The organism is Tardiphaga sp. 768_D3_N2_1 (genome assembly GCF_052076105.1).
Taxonomy (GTDB): Bacteria; Pseudomonadota; Alphaproteobacteria; order Rhizobiales; family Xanthobacteraceae; genus Tardiphaga.
The window spans coordinates 4,494,527-4,509,414 of sequence record NZ_CP197245.1; the positions used below are offsets into that span (position 1 = coordinate 4,494,527).

Annotated in this window: 13 protein-coding genes and 1 tRNA gene; 4 read left to right on the plus strand and 10 right to left on the minus strand. The window is 60.6% G+C overall.

Going from position 1 to position 14,888, the window contains the following annotated elements; all coding sequences use genetic code 11:
- Positions 1-181 precede the first annotated feature (181 nt).
- The 6 genes from AB8A27_RS21065 to AB8A27_RS21090 form a co-directional block, all read right to left on the minus strand.
- The gene (locus AB8A27_RS21065) at positions 182-2,185 is read right to left on the minus strand and encodes a HAMP domain-containing methyl-accepting chemotaxis protein (protein ID WP_441243592.1); all 2,004 of its coding nucleotides are present in this window, start codon (positions 2,183-2,185) and stop codon (positions 182-184) included.
- An 88-nt stretch (positions 2,186-2,273) separates the two neighbouring features.
- On the minus strand, positions 2,274-4,304 hold the full coding sequence (locus AB8A27_RS21070) for a methyl-accepting chemotaxis protein (protein WP_441243593.1): 2,031 nt from the start codon (positions 4,302-4,304) through the stop codon (positions 2,274-2,276).
- A 306-nt stretch (positions 4,305-4,610) separates the two neighbouring features.
- Complete coding sequence (locus AB8A27_RS21075; protein ID WP_092145864.1) at positions 4,611-5,342, minus strand: amino acid ABC transporter ATP-binding protein; 732 nt, start codon at positions 5,340-5,342, stop codon at positions 4,611-4,613.
- Positions 5,343-5,392: 50 nt separating this feature from the next.
- Positions 5,393-6,085: an ABC transporter permease subunit gene (locus tag AB8A27_RS21080; protein ID WP_115032978.1), complete on the minus strand. Its 693-nt coding sequence runs from the start codon at positions 6,083-6,085 to the stop codon at positions 5,393-5,395.
- 3 nt (positions 6,086-6,088) lie between these two features.
- Complete coding sequence (locus AB8A27_RS21085; RefSeq protein WP_441243594.1) at positions 6,089-6,820, minus strand: amino acid ABC transporter permease; 732 nt, start codon at positions 6,818-6,820, stop codon at positions 6,089-6,091.
- Positions 6,821-6,926: 106 nt separating this feature from the next.
- The gene (locus tag AB8A27_RS21090) at positions 6,927-7,817 is read right to left on the minus strand and encodes an amino acid ABC transporter substrate-binding protein (protein WP_441244973.1); all 891 of its coding nucleotides are present in this window, start codon (positions 7,815-7,817) and stop codon (positions 6,927-6,929) included.
- 189 nt (positions 7,818-8,006) lie between these two features.
- On the opposite strand from AB8A27_RS21090, the gene AB8A27_RS21095 reads away from it, so the two are divergent.
- Entirely contained in the window at positions 8,007-9,419 is a 1,413-nt protein-coding gene (locus AB8A27_RS21095; protein ID WP_441243595.1) for a DHA2 family efflux MFS transporter permease subunit, read from the plus strand.
- On the opposite strand, the gene AB8A27_RS21100 is transcribed toward AB8A27_RS21095, so the two are convergent.
- The 3 genes from AB8A27_RS21100 to cpdR all read right to left on the minus strand — a co-directional run bounded on the left by AB8A27_RS21100 (position 9,385) and on the right by cpdR (position 10,938).
- Positions 9,385-10,200: a gamma-glutamyl-gamma-aminobutyrate hydrolase family protein gene (locus AB8A27_RS21100; RefSeq protein ID WP_441243596.1), complete on the minus strand. Its 816-nt coding sequence runs from the start codon at positions 10,198-10,200 to the stop codon at positions 9,385-9,387. The two genes, AB8A27_RS21095 and AB8A27_RS21100, sit on opposite strands and share 35 nt — an antisense overlap.
- A gap of 175 nt (positions 10,201-10,375) precedes the next feature.
- Positions 10,376-10,450 (minus strand) — tRNA-Val (locus tag AB8A27_RS21105).
- Positions 10,451-10,578: 128 nt separating this feature from the next.
- Complete coding sequence (gene cpdR / locus AB8A27_RS21110) at positions 10,579-10,938, minus strand: cell cycle two-component system response regulator CpdR (RefSeq protein ID WP_092145876.1); 360 nt, start codon at positions 10,936-10,938, stop codon at positions 10,579-10,581.
- Positions 10,939-11,230: 292 nt separating this feature from the next.
- On the opposite strand from cpdR, the gene AB8A27_RS21115 reads away from it, so the two are divergent.
- From AB8A27_RS21115 to hisN, 3 genes are all read left to right on the plus strand, one after another.
- Entirely contained in the window at positions 11,231-12,118 is an 888-nt protein-coding gene (locus AB8A27_RS21115) for an N-formylglutamate amidohydrolase (protein WP_441243597.1), read from the plus strand.
- 238 nt (positions 12,119-12,356) lie between these two features.
- Positions 12,357-12,512, plus strand: a complete 156-nt coding sequence (locus AB8A27_RS21120; RefSeq protein WP_441244974.1) for a Flp family type IVb pilin — start codon at positions 12,357-12,359, stop codon at positions 12,510-12,512.
- A gap of 625 nt (positions 12,513-13,137) precedes the next feature.
- A complete protein-coding gene (hisN, locus tag AB8A27_RS21125) occupies positions 13,138-13,920 on the plus strand; it encodes a histidinol-phosphatase (RefSeq protein ID WP_092145880.1) in 783 nt (260 codons plus the stop codon).
- 10 nt (positions 13,921-13,930) lie between these two features.
- Here the strand turns inward: hisN and AB8A27_RS21130 are convergent, their stop codons facing one another.
- Positions 13,931-14,824, minus strand: a complete 894-nt coding sequence (locus AB8A27_RS21130; protein WP_441243598.1) for a LysR substrate-binding domain-containing protein — start codon at positions 14,822-14,824, stop codon at positions 13,931-13,933.
- Positions 14,825-14,888: the final 64 nt, after the last annotated feature.

Genomic DNA, 14,888 nt, shown 5'->3' on the forward strand with positions numbered 1-14,888 from the left:
GGTCACGTCGGCGAGAGCCGTTAGGACAAACTCAGGCAGCACGCACCGAGTTCAGGAAGCGCATACGCATCATCGCTCCGCTCACAAAGGCAACAGCCCGGATGCGACGACGCATCCCGGGCTGTTTGTTAGTTCTGCCTTCTTCGTCAGACGAACACGCGTAGTCGTATGACGTTTGGTCCTAGGCGGCGCGAACGGAATCCAGAAACTTTCCGACTTCGCGCTTCAACCGCGCGCTTTCGCCGGACAGCGATTGTGCAGCGGACAGAACCTGCGACGACGCCGAACCCGTGTTGCTCGCGCCACGCTGCACATCCAGAATGTTCGAGCTCACTTGCATCGTGCCTTGCGCGGCCTGCTGAACGTTGCGGGAGATCTCCTGCGTCGCCGCGCCCTGCTGCTCGACGGCAGACGCGATCGTCGATGCGATTTCCGACATGCGGCCGATAGTGTCACCGATCTCCTTGATGGCGCCGACCGACTCCTCGGTCGCGGCCTGGATACCGGAGATCTGGTGACTGATGTCGCCGGTTGCCTTGGCCGTCTGCTCGGCAAGCGCCTTTACTTCCGATGCAACGACCGCGAAGCCGCGACCGGCATCGCCGGCGCGCGCCGCTTCGATGGTGGCGTTGAGCGCCAGCAGATTGGTCTGACCGGCAATCGTGTTGATCAGCTCGACAACATCGCCGATCCGCGCGGCCGCCCTGGCAAGCTCAGCCACGCGATCATTGGTCTTGCGGGCCTGTGCCACCGCGGAGTTGGCGATGTTGGCCGACTCCTGAACCTGACGGCTGATCTCATTGACCGAGGACGACATCTCCTCGGTGGACGACGCCACCGCCTGCACATTGGTCGAGGCTTCATCGGAGGCTGCAGCCACCATGGCGGTGAGCTGGCGTGATTGTTCGGCGGTCGCTGTCAATCCACCTGCCGATTCCTCGAGCTGGCTCGAGGCCGACGAGACGTTTTCCACAATGCTGCCGACGGCGCCTTCGAAATCGTCCGCGAGACGGATCATGTCCTTGCGGCGCTGGATGGCTGCCTGCTGGTCCTGTGTCAGCTTGGCTTCAGCTTCGGCGCGCGCCTTTTCCTCGGCCCGTACCTTGAAGGTCTCGACTGCCCGTGCCATGTCGCCGACTTCGTCCTTGCGGGCGAGACCCGGCAGCACCACGCTGAAATCGCCGTCAGCGAGCCGCTTCATACCTGCCGTCAGGCCGGACAACGGGCCAATAATGCCGCGCGCGATCAGGAAGGCGATCGCGAGGCCCATCACAGTAGCGACGCTTGCCACGATCTGCTGCAGCATGCCCGTTGTCGAAACGCGGTTGCTGGTTGCAGCGACGGTCTGCGACTGAACCTGCTGGATGTCGGACTTGATGGTCTCGACCTTGCCGATTGCTTTCACGATGATCGGGCTGATCGACTTGTTGAAGATACCGTCTGCCGTCTGCAGGCTGGCGGCAGCCTTCTCGAACTGGGCAGCGTAGTTCTTCAGGTTGCTACGAATCGCACCGAACAACGCGCTAAGCGTCGGCGGCATCTGCATCTTCTCCATTTCGCCGATCTGCTGCTCCGCGATGCGGACGTGATCCTTGAAGGATTCGATATGTTTCTCGTCACGGCTGACGAAGAAGCGCCAATTCGCAATCTGCACCATGAGCGTGTCGGATTCGAGCTTGGTCGAACCTTGGCCATACATGGTGTTGCGCGTGCTGATCACCAGCTTGCGCAGGCTGGATGACAGCTTATCCCCGGCCTCCTGCAGCACTTCCCGGCCAGCGACCATCTGCTTGATGGCTTCGCCGAGCGCCTGGCGCCGCGCCTTCACATCGGCAACATCCTTCTCGATGGCGCGGTAGGCGGCACGGCGCTCTTCCGAGCGGCTGGCCTTGATCACCGTATCCAGGCTGGCGGTGACCCCGGCGAGGCGCTTGTCGGCATCTGCAAGCGCCGCTTCGTCCTGATCGAAGGAATAGCGCAATACGGCGCCACGGATCGCGTGTAGCTCGGACGCGATTTCCGAGGCACGAATCGTATTCGACGACTGCACGCTCAGCGTTTCGACCTGCGTTCCAACCTCCGTCATCTGCCAGACGGCAAAGCCGGAACTGGCGAGACCGAACAGGACCAGCGCGCCGAAGCCGCCATAGAGGCGACCGCGGATACGGAGATTGAGCAGCGACATCATTGGCTTCCTAGGTAGGACTTGATCTGGCTTCGGCGACGGGCGCCGTCTTTGTTGCTGCTTCTCCCATTGTGGGAGAAGCATGAATTTATGCCGCCCGGACAGAGTCCAGGAACTTGCCGACTTCGAGCTTGAGCCGCGCGCTTTCGCCGGACAGCGACTGCGCCGCGGACAGCACCTGCGTCGAGGCCGATCCGGTCTCGCTGGCGCCGCGCTGTACATCGGTGATGTTCGACGTGACCTGCATCGTGCCCTGCGCTGCCTGCTGAACGTTGCGCGAGATTTCCTGGGTTGCTGCGCCTTGCTGTTCGACCGCTGAAGCGATGGTCGAGGCGATCTCGGACATGCGGCTGATGGTGTCACCAATCTCCTTGATGGCGCCGACCGATTCTTCGGTCGCAGTCTGGATACTGCTGATCTGCTGGCTGATGTCGCCCGTCGCCTTGGCCGTCTGTTCGGCCAATGCCTTCACCTCGGATGCAACAACCGCAAAGCCGCGGCCGGCATCGCCGGCGCGCGCCGCTTCGATGGTGGCGTTAAGCGCCAGCAGGTTGGTCTGGCCGGCAATGGTGTTGATGAGCTCGACGACATCGCCGATCCGGGCCGCTGCCTTGGCGAGCTCAGTTACACGGTCGTTGGTCTTGCGCGCCTGCGCAACGGCCGAGTTGGCGATGTCAGCCGATTCCTGCACCTGCCGGCTGATCTCGTTCACCGAGGACGACATTTCCTCGGTCGACGACGCCACCGCTTGCACATTGGTCGAAGCCTCGTCCGAGGCAGCAGCGACGGCGGCCGTCAGCTCCTTGGCCTGTTCGGCCGTCGCCGTCAGCGCACCCGCAGATTCCTCGAGCTGAGATGATGCCGACGAGACATTATCGACGATGTTGCCGACGGCCCGTTCGAACGTATCGGCAAGCTCGACCATTTCGCGCTTGCGCGACGCCATCGTTAGATTCTCCTGATCGAGTCGCGCCGCAGCTTCATCGCGTGCTTTCTGTTCGGCGTTTGCTCGAATGACCGTAACTGTCTTGGCGATATCGCCGATTTCGTCGCCGCGCTTGGCACCGGGGATCACGACATCGAGATCGCCAGCCGCCATCTTGCCCATGGCGCCGTTCAGACGCGTCATCGGCCGGGCAACGCCGATGAAGGAGAACACCATGGTGCAGATCAGGACCAGCACGACCGCTAGTCCAAGTGCGAGATTGACCTGGCCGGAGCGTGCCATTTCCTCGACGGCTTGAGCCCGGGCCGCTCCAACCGCAGCCTTGGCCGACGATACCGATTGCGCGACCAGTTGAGATGCCGCCGCAGCGGTGGGCGTGATCTTGGTACGGACGATATCGGTCTTCTGATCGTTGCTGCTGATCGCTTCATCGGTGGCCGTCATGAATTTCTTCATGTCGGCACCGAGCTGGATCAAGCCGCTCTGCACCAGTTCGCTGTCCTCGAACACGCTGGCCTTGGCCAGCGCGTCGGTCAGCACCTTGGCCCGGGTGAGAATCTGGCCCTTCTGCGTCACTTCATTCATCGACGCATAGCGCCATGCGGCTGCCTGCACGGCGTTGATGGCATTGTCCGCGATCTTAAGCTGTCCATCCACTTCAGGCCAGTTCGTCGCCTCGGTGACGGCAGTGGTGAGGCGCATCTGGTCGAGATGCCGGTTCCAGTCGATTACGGCGACGTTGCGGTTGCGATAGAATTCGAGCAGTTTCTTCTGCAGGCCAACAATTTCGTCGGCAGCAGCGAGATAGGTTGACGTCAGCGATTTGATCTTCGCGAAATTGTCTTTGTATTCCTGCCGGGTCGCCAGGGCGGACGCGGCATCGATGATGCGGTCCTGCGCAGCCTTGGCCGCCTTGATCTCGGCCGCGCTCTTGTCAATCTCGGGTGTCGTGATGGCCATGCGCAGACCTTGACTGGCCACCTGCATGGCGCGCATCTGGCCGTCGGCCTCCATCGCGCTATCGGCGATCTTCTGCTGCACATCGGCCAGACGATTGACCTCCGAGATCGCGCTCTCGGTCCTCATCTGGTTTGCGACAACGCCAGCGGAGAGCAAGATGCCAACGAGACCGGCAAGCCCCAATTTGTTGCCGACGCTGTTGATCTTGATCATGCGATGCACTTTCCGGAGAAGGGCCAGGACAGGACACGCGCGCAAGCACGGCTCGCGCAGCCTCGGCTCGGGTCGTTGGAAGACGGTCAGAGAAGCATAGGGGCAGAGGCTGAGAACGTGGCGACACGGGTTGTCCGTGAGGACAAAGACCCGATCGCTCCGGTGGAGTTCAATCAGCGGACCAACAGGCCCTCGCCCTCACGGTTGAAGGATACCACTTCATTTCTGACACATTCGTTAATTGCCCCGTCACGCAGCATTCAAGAACCTGCATAAACATGAGGCACCAGCACCGCACTGTATGCGTTAGTGCGAGAGGATCTTCGACAGGAAGTGCTGCGCGCGATCACTGCGCGGATGACCGAAAAAGTCATCCTTCTGCGCGTCCTCAACGATCTCACCGGCATCCATGAAGATGACGCGGTTGGCGACCTTCTTGGCGAAGCCCATTTCGTGGGTCACCACCATCATGGTCATGCCTTCCTTGGCGAGCTCGACCATGACATCGAGCACTTCGTTAATCATTTCGGGATCGAGCGCCGAGGTCGGTTCGTCGAACAGCATGCAGATCGGGTCCATCACCAGCGCGCGTGCGATGGCGACGCGCTGCTGCTGACCGCCGGAGAGCTGGCCGGGATACTTCTGCGCATGCGCTGTCAGGCCGACGCGCTCCAGCATCTTCATCGCCTTGGCCTGCGCCGCATCTTCAGAGCGGCCGAGCACGATGGTCTGGCCGAGACACAGATTCTCGACGATCTTCAGATGCGGAAACAGTTCGAAGTGCTGGAACACCATGCCGACGCGCGAACGCAGCTTCGGCAGGTCCTTCTTCATCGTCGTGACATTCAGTCCATCGACCATGATGGTGCCCTCCTGCACGGGCTCCAGCGCATTGACAGTCTTGATCAGCGTCGACTTGCCCGAGCCCGAAGGACCACAGACGACGACAACCTCGCCCTTCTCGACCGTCGTCGTGCAGTTCTTCAGCACCTGGAACTGCGGATTGTACCACTTGCTGACTTTTTCGATGGTGATCATGGGCATGATGAGCGACCGACAGTTGGAGGCAAAGACTGAAAGCGAAGCGGTTAGCGGATGATACTGATGCGCTTCTGCAAGCGCTTCACGAAGAACGAGGCGGTGAAGCAGATCACGAAATAGACCAGCGCCGCGAACAGATACATTTCCGTGAGACGACCGTCGCGCTGTGCGACCTTGGACGCTGCGCCGAGGAAGTCCGTGATCGACAGTACGTAGACCAGTGACGTGTCCTGGAACAGCACAATTGTCTGGGTGAAGATCACCGGCAGCATGTTGCGGAACGCCTGCGGCAGCACGACGTGGCGCATCACTTCACGATAGTTGAGACCGATGGCGTAACCTGCCATCACCTGCCCCCGCGGAACCGACTGGATGCCGGCGCGCATGATCTCCGAGAAATAGGCAGCCTCGAACAGCGTGAAGGTGACGATGGTCGAGGCGTAAGCGCCGACCTGCACCGGCTGATCGGACCGGATGATCCACTGCCCGACATAGGGCATCAGGAAGTAGAACAGGAAGATCACCAGCACGAGCGGGAGCGAACGCATCAGATTGACGTAGCTCACCGCAAAGCCCGACAGCACGGCACTGGACGACAGCCGCATCATAGCAATCAAGGTGCCGAGGATGAGGCCGAAGACGGTCGCAATCGCCGTCAGAGTAAGCGTAAACACCATGCCCTGCTGAAACAGGTAGGGCAGGCTGCGCCAGATGACGTCGTAATCGAAATTGCTGAACATCGCTTATTTCCCCCCGCCGAAACCGGGGATCGCGAGGCGCTTTTCGATCATGCGCATTACGATCGTCACGACGGCACTGAGTACGAGGTAGATGGCGGCTGCGGCCGAGAAGGCCTCGAACACCTGGAACGAAAATTCCTGCATCGACCGCGCCCGTGCCGTCAGTTCGAGCACACCGATGGTCAGCGCCGGCGCCGTGTTCTTGATGGTGTTGAGAAATTCGGAGGTCAGCGGCGGGAAGATGATGCGATAGGCTAGCGGCAGCAGGATGTAGCGATAGGTCTGCCAGGTGGTGAGGCCGATTGCCGTGCCGGCCATGCGCTGGCCCTTTGGCAGCGCATTGATGCCGGCGGTGATCTGCGCGGCGACACGCGATGACATATAGAAGCCAAGCCCGAGCATCGCTGCGATGAACGGCCCGTTGCGCAGTTGCTTGATCCAGATCCCGAGATCGCCGGGCAGCAGTTCGGGAACGACGAAGAACCAGATGAAAAGCTGCACCAGCAGCGGGATGTTGCGGAATATCTCGATATAGGTGTTGCCGACGATCACGGCCCAGCGCACAGGCAGGGTCCGCATGATGCCGATCAGAGAGCCCATCACGAAAGCGATGACCCAGGCGCTGAGTGCAAGGAGGATCGTGACCTGAAGGCCGCTCATCAGCGAACCGAAATAGGTCCCCATCGCATCAGGCGTCTGGTCCCAGAATATCCCCCAATTCCAGTTATAGTTCACGCATTCACCCCCACGCGCCGTCCTACGCGAAAACCTGGCAACCGAAAAACTGGCAACCTAAGGCTAAACCCATGCAATGGCCGGGCCATTGCATGGGCAGATCGTCTTAGTTGGCCACGTAGGCATCCGGATCCGGCGAATCCGACGGGCTGGCGAACGCCTTCTTCTGTTCGGCTCCCATCGGAACGTTCAGATTGAGGCCCTTCGGCGGGATCTTTTGCATGAACCACTTGTCATAGATCTTCGCGCCTTCCGGGCTCTTGTAGAGCTCGGCGGTGGCGGCATCGACGACCTTCTTGAACGGAGCATCGTCCTTGCGCAGCATGATGCCGTACGGCTCGGCCTTCGAGAACGCGTCCTTGGAGATCACATAGGCGCTCGGATCGCGCGCACCGGCAGCAAGGCTGGCGAGCAGGATGTCATCCATCACGAAGGCTACAGCGCGGTCGGTCTCGACCATCAGGAACGCTTCGGCGTGATCCTTGGCGGGAATGACGTTGATGCCGAGATTGCGCGCAGCATTGGCTTCGGTGAGCTGCTTGATATTGGTTGTGCCGGAGGTCGAGACCACCGACTTGCCCTTCAGATCGTCGATCTTGTCGAGCTTGGCAGCCTTCTTCGAGACGAAGCGGCTGGCGGTCAGGAAGTGCGTATTGGTGAAGGCGACCTGCTTCTGGCGATCGGCATTGTTGGTGGTCGAGCCGCATTCGAGATCGACGGTGCCGTTGGCGATCAGCGGAATGCGGGTAGCCGAGGTAACCGGATTGAGCTTCACCTCGATCTTGTCGTTCTTCAGCTCTTTCTTCACCGCATCGACGATCTTGTAGCAGATGTCCATGGCGAAACCGACGGGCTTCTGGTTGTCATCCAGATAAGAAAACGGCACCGAGGAATCGCGGAAGCCGATGGTGATGGCGCCGGTGTCCTTGATCTTCTTGAGCGTGCCGGTGAGCTCCTGAGCGCCCGCCTGCGTCGTGCAGACCGCCACGGCGATCATGGTCCCCAACAGAAAAAATCGTTTCATAGTCCCTCTCCTCAACACAGTCCGATCTCACGCCAAACGACTCTCTTTCCGAGCGCCCCGGCACGACCGCCCGGGATGCTTGCACAATCGGGGCCAAAACGGAATTGCCCGATCGGAGGACAACGGTTTGTTCTGAACTCCCGTTCCCCCTACAACCCGGTCATGAGCAACGCCCTGCATGCGCTTTGTGACACAGGTGCCGCCCGCGCCGCGGAAAAGATCGATGATATCAGCCATCCCGGGCTGGTGATCACCACCACGATCCTGGCCTCCAGCCTGGCCTTTATCGACGGGTCGGTGGTGAATGTCGGACTTCCTGCCATTGCCGCGAGTTTTCAGGCCGATGCCGCCGACCTGCAATGGGTGATCAATGCCTATCTGTTGCCGCTCAGTGCACTTCTTTTGCTCGGCGGTGCAGCAGGCGACCGCTTCGGCCGCCGCAAACTCCTGATCTGGGGCGTTGGCCTGTTTGCGCTTGCCTCGCTGGCCTGCGCTGTGGCGCCCAGCCTGCGTCTGCTGCTGGCTGCACGATTTCTGCAGGGTGTCAGCGCAGCAATGCTGATGCCGAACAGTCTGGCAATCCTCGGCCAGACGTTTTCCGGTGAAGCCAAGGGGCGCGCCATCGGCATCTGGGCTGCCAGCGGCGCTGCTGCAGGTGCACTCGGCCCGGTGCTCGGGGGATGGCTGATCGACATCGGCAGCTGGCATCTCATCTTTCTCATCAATGTGCCGATCGCGCTGGCTGCGATGGCTCTTGCCTGGCTTGGCATCCCCCGCGACCGACAGGACGGCGACGAACCGCTCGATAGTCTCGGCGCCATCCTCGCAACTGCGGGACTTGGCCTGACCACCTGGAGTCTGACCGAAGCTACGTCACATGGTTGGGCGGGTTTCACGCCTGGCATGCTCGTGGCAGGCCTCCTGCTCTTGCTTGTGTTCGTATGGGTCGAAGGCCGTAAGGGCGAACGCGCGATGATGCCGCTCGCATTATTCGGGTCGGCGAGCTTCGTCGGCCTGACGCTACTGACGTTCCTGCTGTATGGCGCACTCGGCGGGCTGTTCGTCCTGCTGCCCTTTCTCCTGATCGAGGCCGCCGGCTATACGGCAACGCAAGCCGGTGCCGCGCTGCTGCCTTTGCCGCTTGTCATCTCTTTGACATCGCCGCTCGCTGGTTCGCTCGCGGCCAGAACCGGCCCACGGGCCTTGTTGACGCTTGGGCCCGTCATCGTCGCGTTGGGTTTTCTGCTCGCGCTTCGGATCGGCCCTGACACCAGCTACTGGACCACCGTCCTTCCCGCCATGATCGTCATCGCCATTGGCATGGCCGGCGCCGTCGCGCCTCTGACCACGGCCGTACTGATGTCAGTCGACGCGCGTCATACGGGGTCTGCCTCCGGTCTCAACAGCGCGGTCGCACGCACCGGCGGGCTTGTCATCACCGCGCTGATCGGATCGGTCATGGCGGCCAAGGGACCGGCGCTGATCGACGCATTTGCCGCAGCAACAGTCGCGGGTGCCGTCCTTTGCGTCGCAGCCGCGCTCAGCGCGTTCCTGCTGATAGCGGCGCAGCCGTGAAGGTCCCGCGTTGCCTGCGGGCGGCCACCGCCTCACCGAAGGCCTGAAAGAGCGTGCGGTTGATCGGATTGATCTGCGGGTCATATTCGGCGTGCCATTGCACACCAAGCGCGAAGCTCGGCGCATCGGCGATGCGAATGGCCTCGATGGTTCCGTCCTCGGCAATGCCCTCGATCACCACACGTTCGCCTGGGATGTCGATGCCCTGGCCATGCAGGGAATTGACCGTGATGGTATCGCGCCCCAGTAGGCTGGCGAATGTGCCGTTGCTGGTCAGATGCACGTCATGGCGATCGGCGAATACGACGGCAGGATCGGGATGGATCTCGCCATTCTCAAGCCGCGGCATGCGATGATTGATACGGCCGGGAATCTCACGGATCTCGGGGTGCAGCGAACCGCCGAACGCTACGTTCATCTCTTGCAACCCGCGACAGATTCCGAAGATCGGAACGCCGCGCGCCACGCAAGCTTCGATCATTGAGAGAGCGACCGCATCGCGGCCATTGTCGTAGGGCTCGTGACGGACATGGGCTTCCATACCGAACCGGGTCGGATGGACATTGGCACGGGCGCCAGTGAGCAGAATGCCGTCGACCAGATCGAGCACCTGGCCGATATCGGTGATGTCAGGAGTGCCGGCAAACATCATCGGCAGGGCATTGGCCACTTCCGCGACCGCACGAAGGTTGTTTTCTCCAACCGCCTGGACGGAGAACCTGTTCTCAATGCGATACGCGTTGCCGATCACGCCGATTACCGGCCGGGTCTTCGTTGGCATCAGCTTCCGGTCGAAAAGTCCTGGACCATTGAGCTATAGCCGAGTCACGGCGCGAAAACGACTGATTCCGAAACAAAACTGTCATTAAGCGGTGCATTCGGGAAAGAAACGTCTCCGGATGCCTGAAAAGGCACCCATCTGGCACCGTTCGGAGGATTTAGCTGACGGTTTTGGATGGTGGGCGCGACAGGGATCGAACCTGTGACCCCTTCCATGTCAAGGAAGTGCTCTCCCGCTGAGCTACGCGCCCTAAGAACCGGTCGTTACGGGTGTGGGGTCTATAACGGGTCAAACCCGGACAAGCAAGGATGCCGAACAGCCAATCCTTGCCTCATTCGCAGGAAAATCCAAGAAACTCGGCAAGAAAGCCGGCTGCCCTCAGGCCGCCAGCATCTTGTTCACTTCGCTGACTAATTCGCGCAGGTGGACCGGCTTGGCCAGCACCTTGGCGTTTTTCGGCGCTTCCGAGTCGGAATTGAGCGCTACAGCAGCAAAGCCGGTGATGAACATGATCTTGATGTCGGGGTCGAGTTCGCTGGCGCGGCGCGCCAGTTCGATCCCGTCCATCTCCGGCATCACGATGTCCGTTAGAAGCATTTCAAAGGGTTCCTCGCGGAGTCTCTGATAGGCTGACATCCCGTTGTCGTGGTGCGACACCTGAAAACCGGCGTTTTCCAACGCCTTCACCAGGAAGCGGCGCATGTCGTTGTCGTCTTCTGCGAGAAGGATTTTGTGCATGGCGATTGGACGTCGAACCTGAATGAGAGGACCTGTTCGCCCACTAAGCCCGAGGTCTGGTAAATTTCGGGTGAAGGTGATCAGTGCAGGCTGTGCATAAGCGTCCCAGGATGGTGCGCCAGAACGCCTTGAAACACAACAAATGAGCGCGTTTCTCGCGATCGTCACGCCTGCGGAAGGTTTTTAACTTGGCAGACTTGTTTCGGTTATCGACAATGCCGCCTCACAAAGCGCCGGTTTTCTGCCAGACTGGGCAAACCGAAGAAGGCGGCTGCAGGGACGATGCGCGACGATGACCCAGTTTGACGGTGAGCTGTCGCCTCCCTTTGAGATCGTCGAGCCGGCCAACTGGCGCGCCCCGATCATTTTCAATTCCCCGCATTCAGGCTCGGTCTATCCAGCGGAATTCCTCAGTGCGTCCCGTATCGACGTAGCGGCGCTGCGCCGCTCGGAAGATTCGTTCATGGACGAATTGATCGCAGGATTGAGCGATCGCGGCTTCCCGGTGGTCCGGGTGCACTTCCCGCGCTCCTATGTGGACGTCAACCGCGAGCCCTATGAGCTCGATCCGCGGATGTTCAACGGTCGTCTGCCCAGTTTCGCCAATACCCGCTCGATGCGCGTCGCCGGCGGCCTCGGCACGATTCCCCGGGTGGTCGGTGACGGCCAGGAGATCTACCGCGAGCGGCTCGACGTTGATGACGCCCTCACCCGGATCGAGGCGCTGTACAAGCCCTACCACCGCGCCCTGCGCCGCCTGATCAACAAGGCGCACCAGACATTCGGTACGGTGATCCTGGTGGATTGCCACTCGATGCCCTCGATCGGAATCTCCCGTGAGGAGCCGCGCCGCCCTGACGTGGTTGTCGGTGACCGCTATGGCACCAGCTGCGCTACTCTCCTGGCCGAGGTGGTCGAAGGCACATTCGGCGGCCTCGGCTATTCCCTGGGCCGTAACAAGCCCTATGCCGGCGGCTTCATTACCGAGCATTACGGCAACCCGGCCAGCGGGCTGCACGCCATCCAGATCGAGCTGAATCGGGCGATCTATATGGATGAACGCCGCCGTGAGAGGACAGCGCGCTTCGACCAGATTGCGGCTGATTTTACCGTTCTGGCCGATGCGCTGGCGAAAATCCCGTTGGACAGCCTCGGCCCGTTCCAGGCCGCCGCCGAATAGGCCGGTTCTAAACGCCCCACCCAGGTCCAAACCGTCAACTCAACCGTATGTGGTATTTGGAACCGTATCCGAGAGATCACGAGTTCTTATTTCATGCGGCAAATTGGCCATACTCGCGGGGATTTGGAGATGGGGCAGGATTCTACCGTCACGATTCACACAACTTTAGGTTCTTCCCACCAGCGTGGTTCCGCGGATTGGAACCGCACAACAATGGGCAGGAGAGAACGTGAAGAACATGATCAAGAAATTCTGGTCGGACGAATCGGGAGCAACCGCGATCGAATACGGACTGATTGCTGCAGGCATCTCGCTGGCCATCATTGCCGTCGTCAACGGACTCGGCACAAACCTCAATGGCAAGTTCGCCGACATCAATTCGTCGCTGAAGTAACCTCTGCGACGTGGACACCGGCTTGAGGTTCTCAGCCGAATAGGTCTTGCCTGATGACTGACGTCGCAATGGACCCGAGGCTGTCGGGGGGTGCGGACGACGAACAGGTCAGGCGACGCAAAGACAATCGCCGGTAGCCACGTCGGCACGCTTGATGCAAAACTCCTCCGACAAGACAAGAAAAAAGGGCCGCTTGCGATAGCAAGCGGCCCAAGTCTAGGGAGGAAACGCCCAAGGAGGGCAGCGATAGCGCAAGGCGCTACCGCACCGCAACAATATGCAGCCGCGGCGCACCAAGTGCAAGGCTTTTCGGGCAAATTTCCATGCAAATTTCGCATGGTGATCGCACCGTTCAGGCATGGGCGTCATAATTTTCGCTAGAAAAATCAAATAATTATAAAAACGACAGTAGCTTTGACCTATTTAAGAAATGATCATAAATTCATTTCATTGGTCAATTTCTGATATCGGGCATCAAAAATCTTAGGGAAATCGCAACCCGATTCAGCGCTGTGATTTAGTGGAATCGCACAGGGGTTTCGATCGCCGCAGATGCGAGTCGTTGCTCTGCCCTGTATAGGAAGCGACACGTCCCCATCCAGCAGCCGTAACAAAGGACCTCCCTGTGACGGTCATCGACTTCAACGCCTTCATTGGTCGTCTTGCGACCTCGTCGGGCGAGACCATCCTGCCGTTCTTTCGCACCTCGCTGAGCGTCGATAACAAGAACAGCGCCGATTTCGACCCGGTCACGGAAGCCGACCGCGCCGCCGAGGCGGTGATGCGCCGGCTCATCAAGGCCAACTTCCCCCAGCATGGCATCGTCGGCGAGGAATTCGGCACCGAACGCGAAGACGCCGAATATGTCTGGGTGCTCGACCCGATCGACGGCACCAAATCCTTTATCTCGGGCTTTCCAATCTGGGGCACGCTGATAGCGCTGCTGCACAAAGGCAGCCCGGTCTATGGCATGATGCATCAGCCCTATATCGGTGAGCGCTTCAGCGGCGATAATGGGTCGGCGCGCTACCAGGGCGCCAACAACACCACCCGCAAGCTTGCCGTGCGCCGCTGCGCATCGTTGAAAGATGCCACGCTGTTCACCACCAGCCCGCGGCTGATGGGCGATGCCGATCGCGCGAAATTTCAGGACGTCGAAAAAACCGTGCGGCTGACGCGCTACGGCGGCGATTGCTATTCCTATTGCATGCTGGCCGCCGGTCATCTCGACCTCGTCATCGAAACCGAACTGAAGGCCTACGATATCGCAGCCCTGATCCCGATCATCACCGGCGCTGGCGGCGTCGTGACCACATGGGAGGGCAAACCCGCGCAGAACGGTGGCCGCATCGTCGCCGCCGGCGATCCGCGCGTGCATGAGGCGGCGCTGAAAATCCTCAACGCCTGATCGGATCCTGCTACGCCCGCGCAGCCGTGCGCAGATGCTCGATCATCTGCTGCGCGGGCCGCGACAGCGTCTTCAGGTTGCGAAAGCAGATCGCCAGTTTGCGATTTGCCCAGGGATCGCGAATCCGGATCAGAGCCAGCGCGGTAGACCGTGCGCAGCGCCGTGCTGCGACCTCCGGCACGATCGCAATGCCGACGCCGGCTGCCGCCATCTGGCACATCGCATCGAAGTCGCGCATCTGCGCCCGGTACCGAAGCCGTGCTCCGAGTTGCGCCGCATATTTGCCGATGTGATTCTGCAGCGCCGTCGCGTTGGTGAGGCCGATGAAGTCGCGATCAATGATCTCGTGGAAATCGATGTGACGGCGGCCGGCCAGATCGCTGCGCGGCGCCGTCACCAGCATCAGTCGATCTTCGTTGAAGGTGAAGCGTTCCAGGCTGTCCGGCAGCGTGTGCTCGGCCGCGAAGCCGAAATCGGCGATGCCGGCGGCAATCGCTTGCGCGATATCGGCGCTTTCGCGCTCCTCAACCTCGAGGCTGACATTGGGATGCTCGCGCAGAAACGCCGCCAGCGCCTTCGGCAGATGTTCTGAGAGCCCGACCGTATTGGCGAGCATCGATACGCTGGCCTTCATGCCATTGGCATAGGCGGCCATGTCGCCGCGCATGGTCTCGACATTCTGCATGATGATGCGGGCATGGCCGAGCAGGCTTTCGCCGGCTGACGTCAGCGAGACACCGCGCCGCCCGCGTTTCAGCAGTGGCACACCGACTGTCGCTTCCAGCCCCTTGATCCGGGCGCTTGCCGAGGCCAGCGCCAGATTGGCGGCATTAGCGCCGCCGGTGATGCTGCGCGCCTCGGCGACTGCCACGAACAGCCTGAGATCGACAAGATCGGCATGCATGGCTCTCTCCGCATCAGCCTTCGTCCAAAACGAAGGCATTCTCCGTAACCTCCAGATTGTGCCG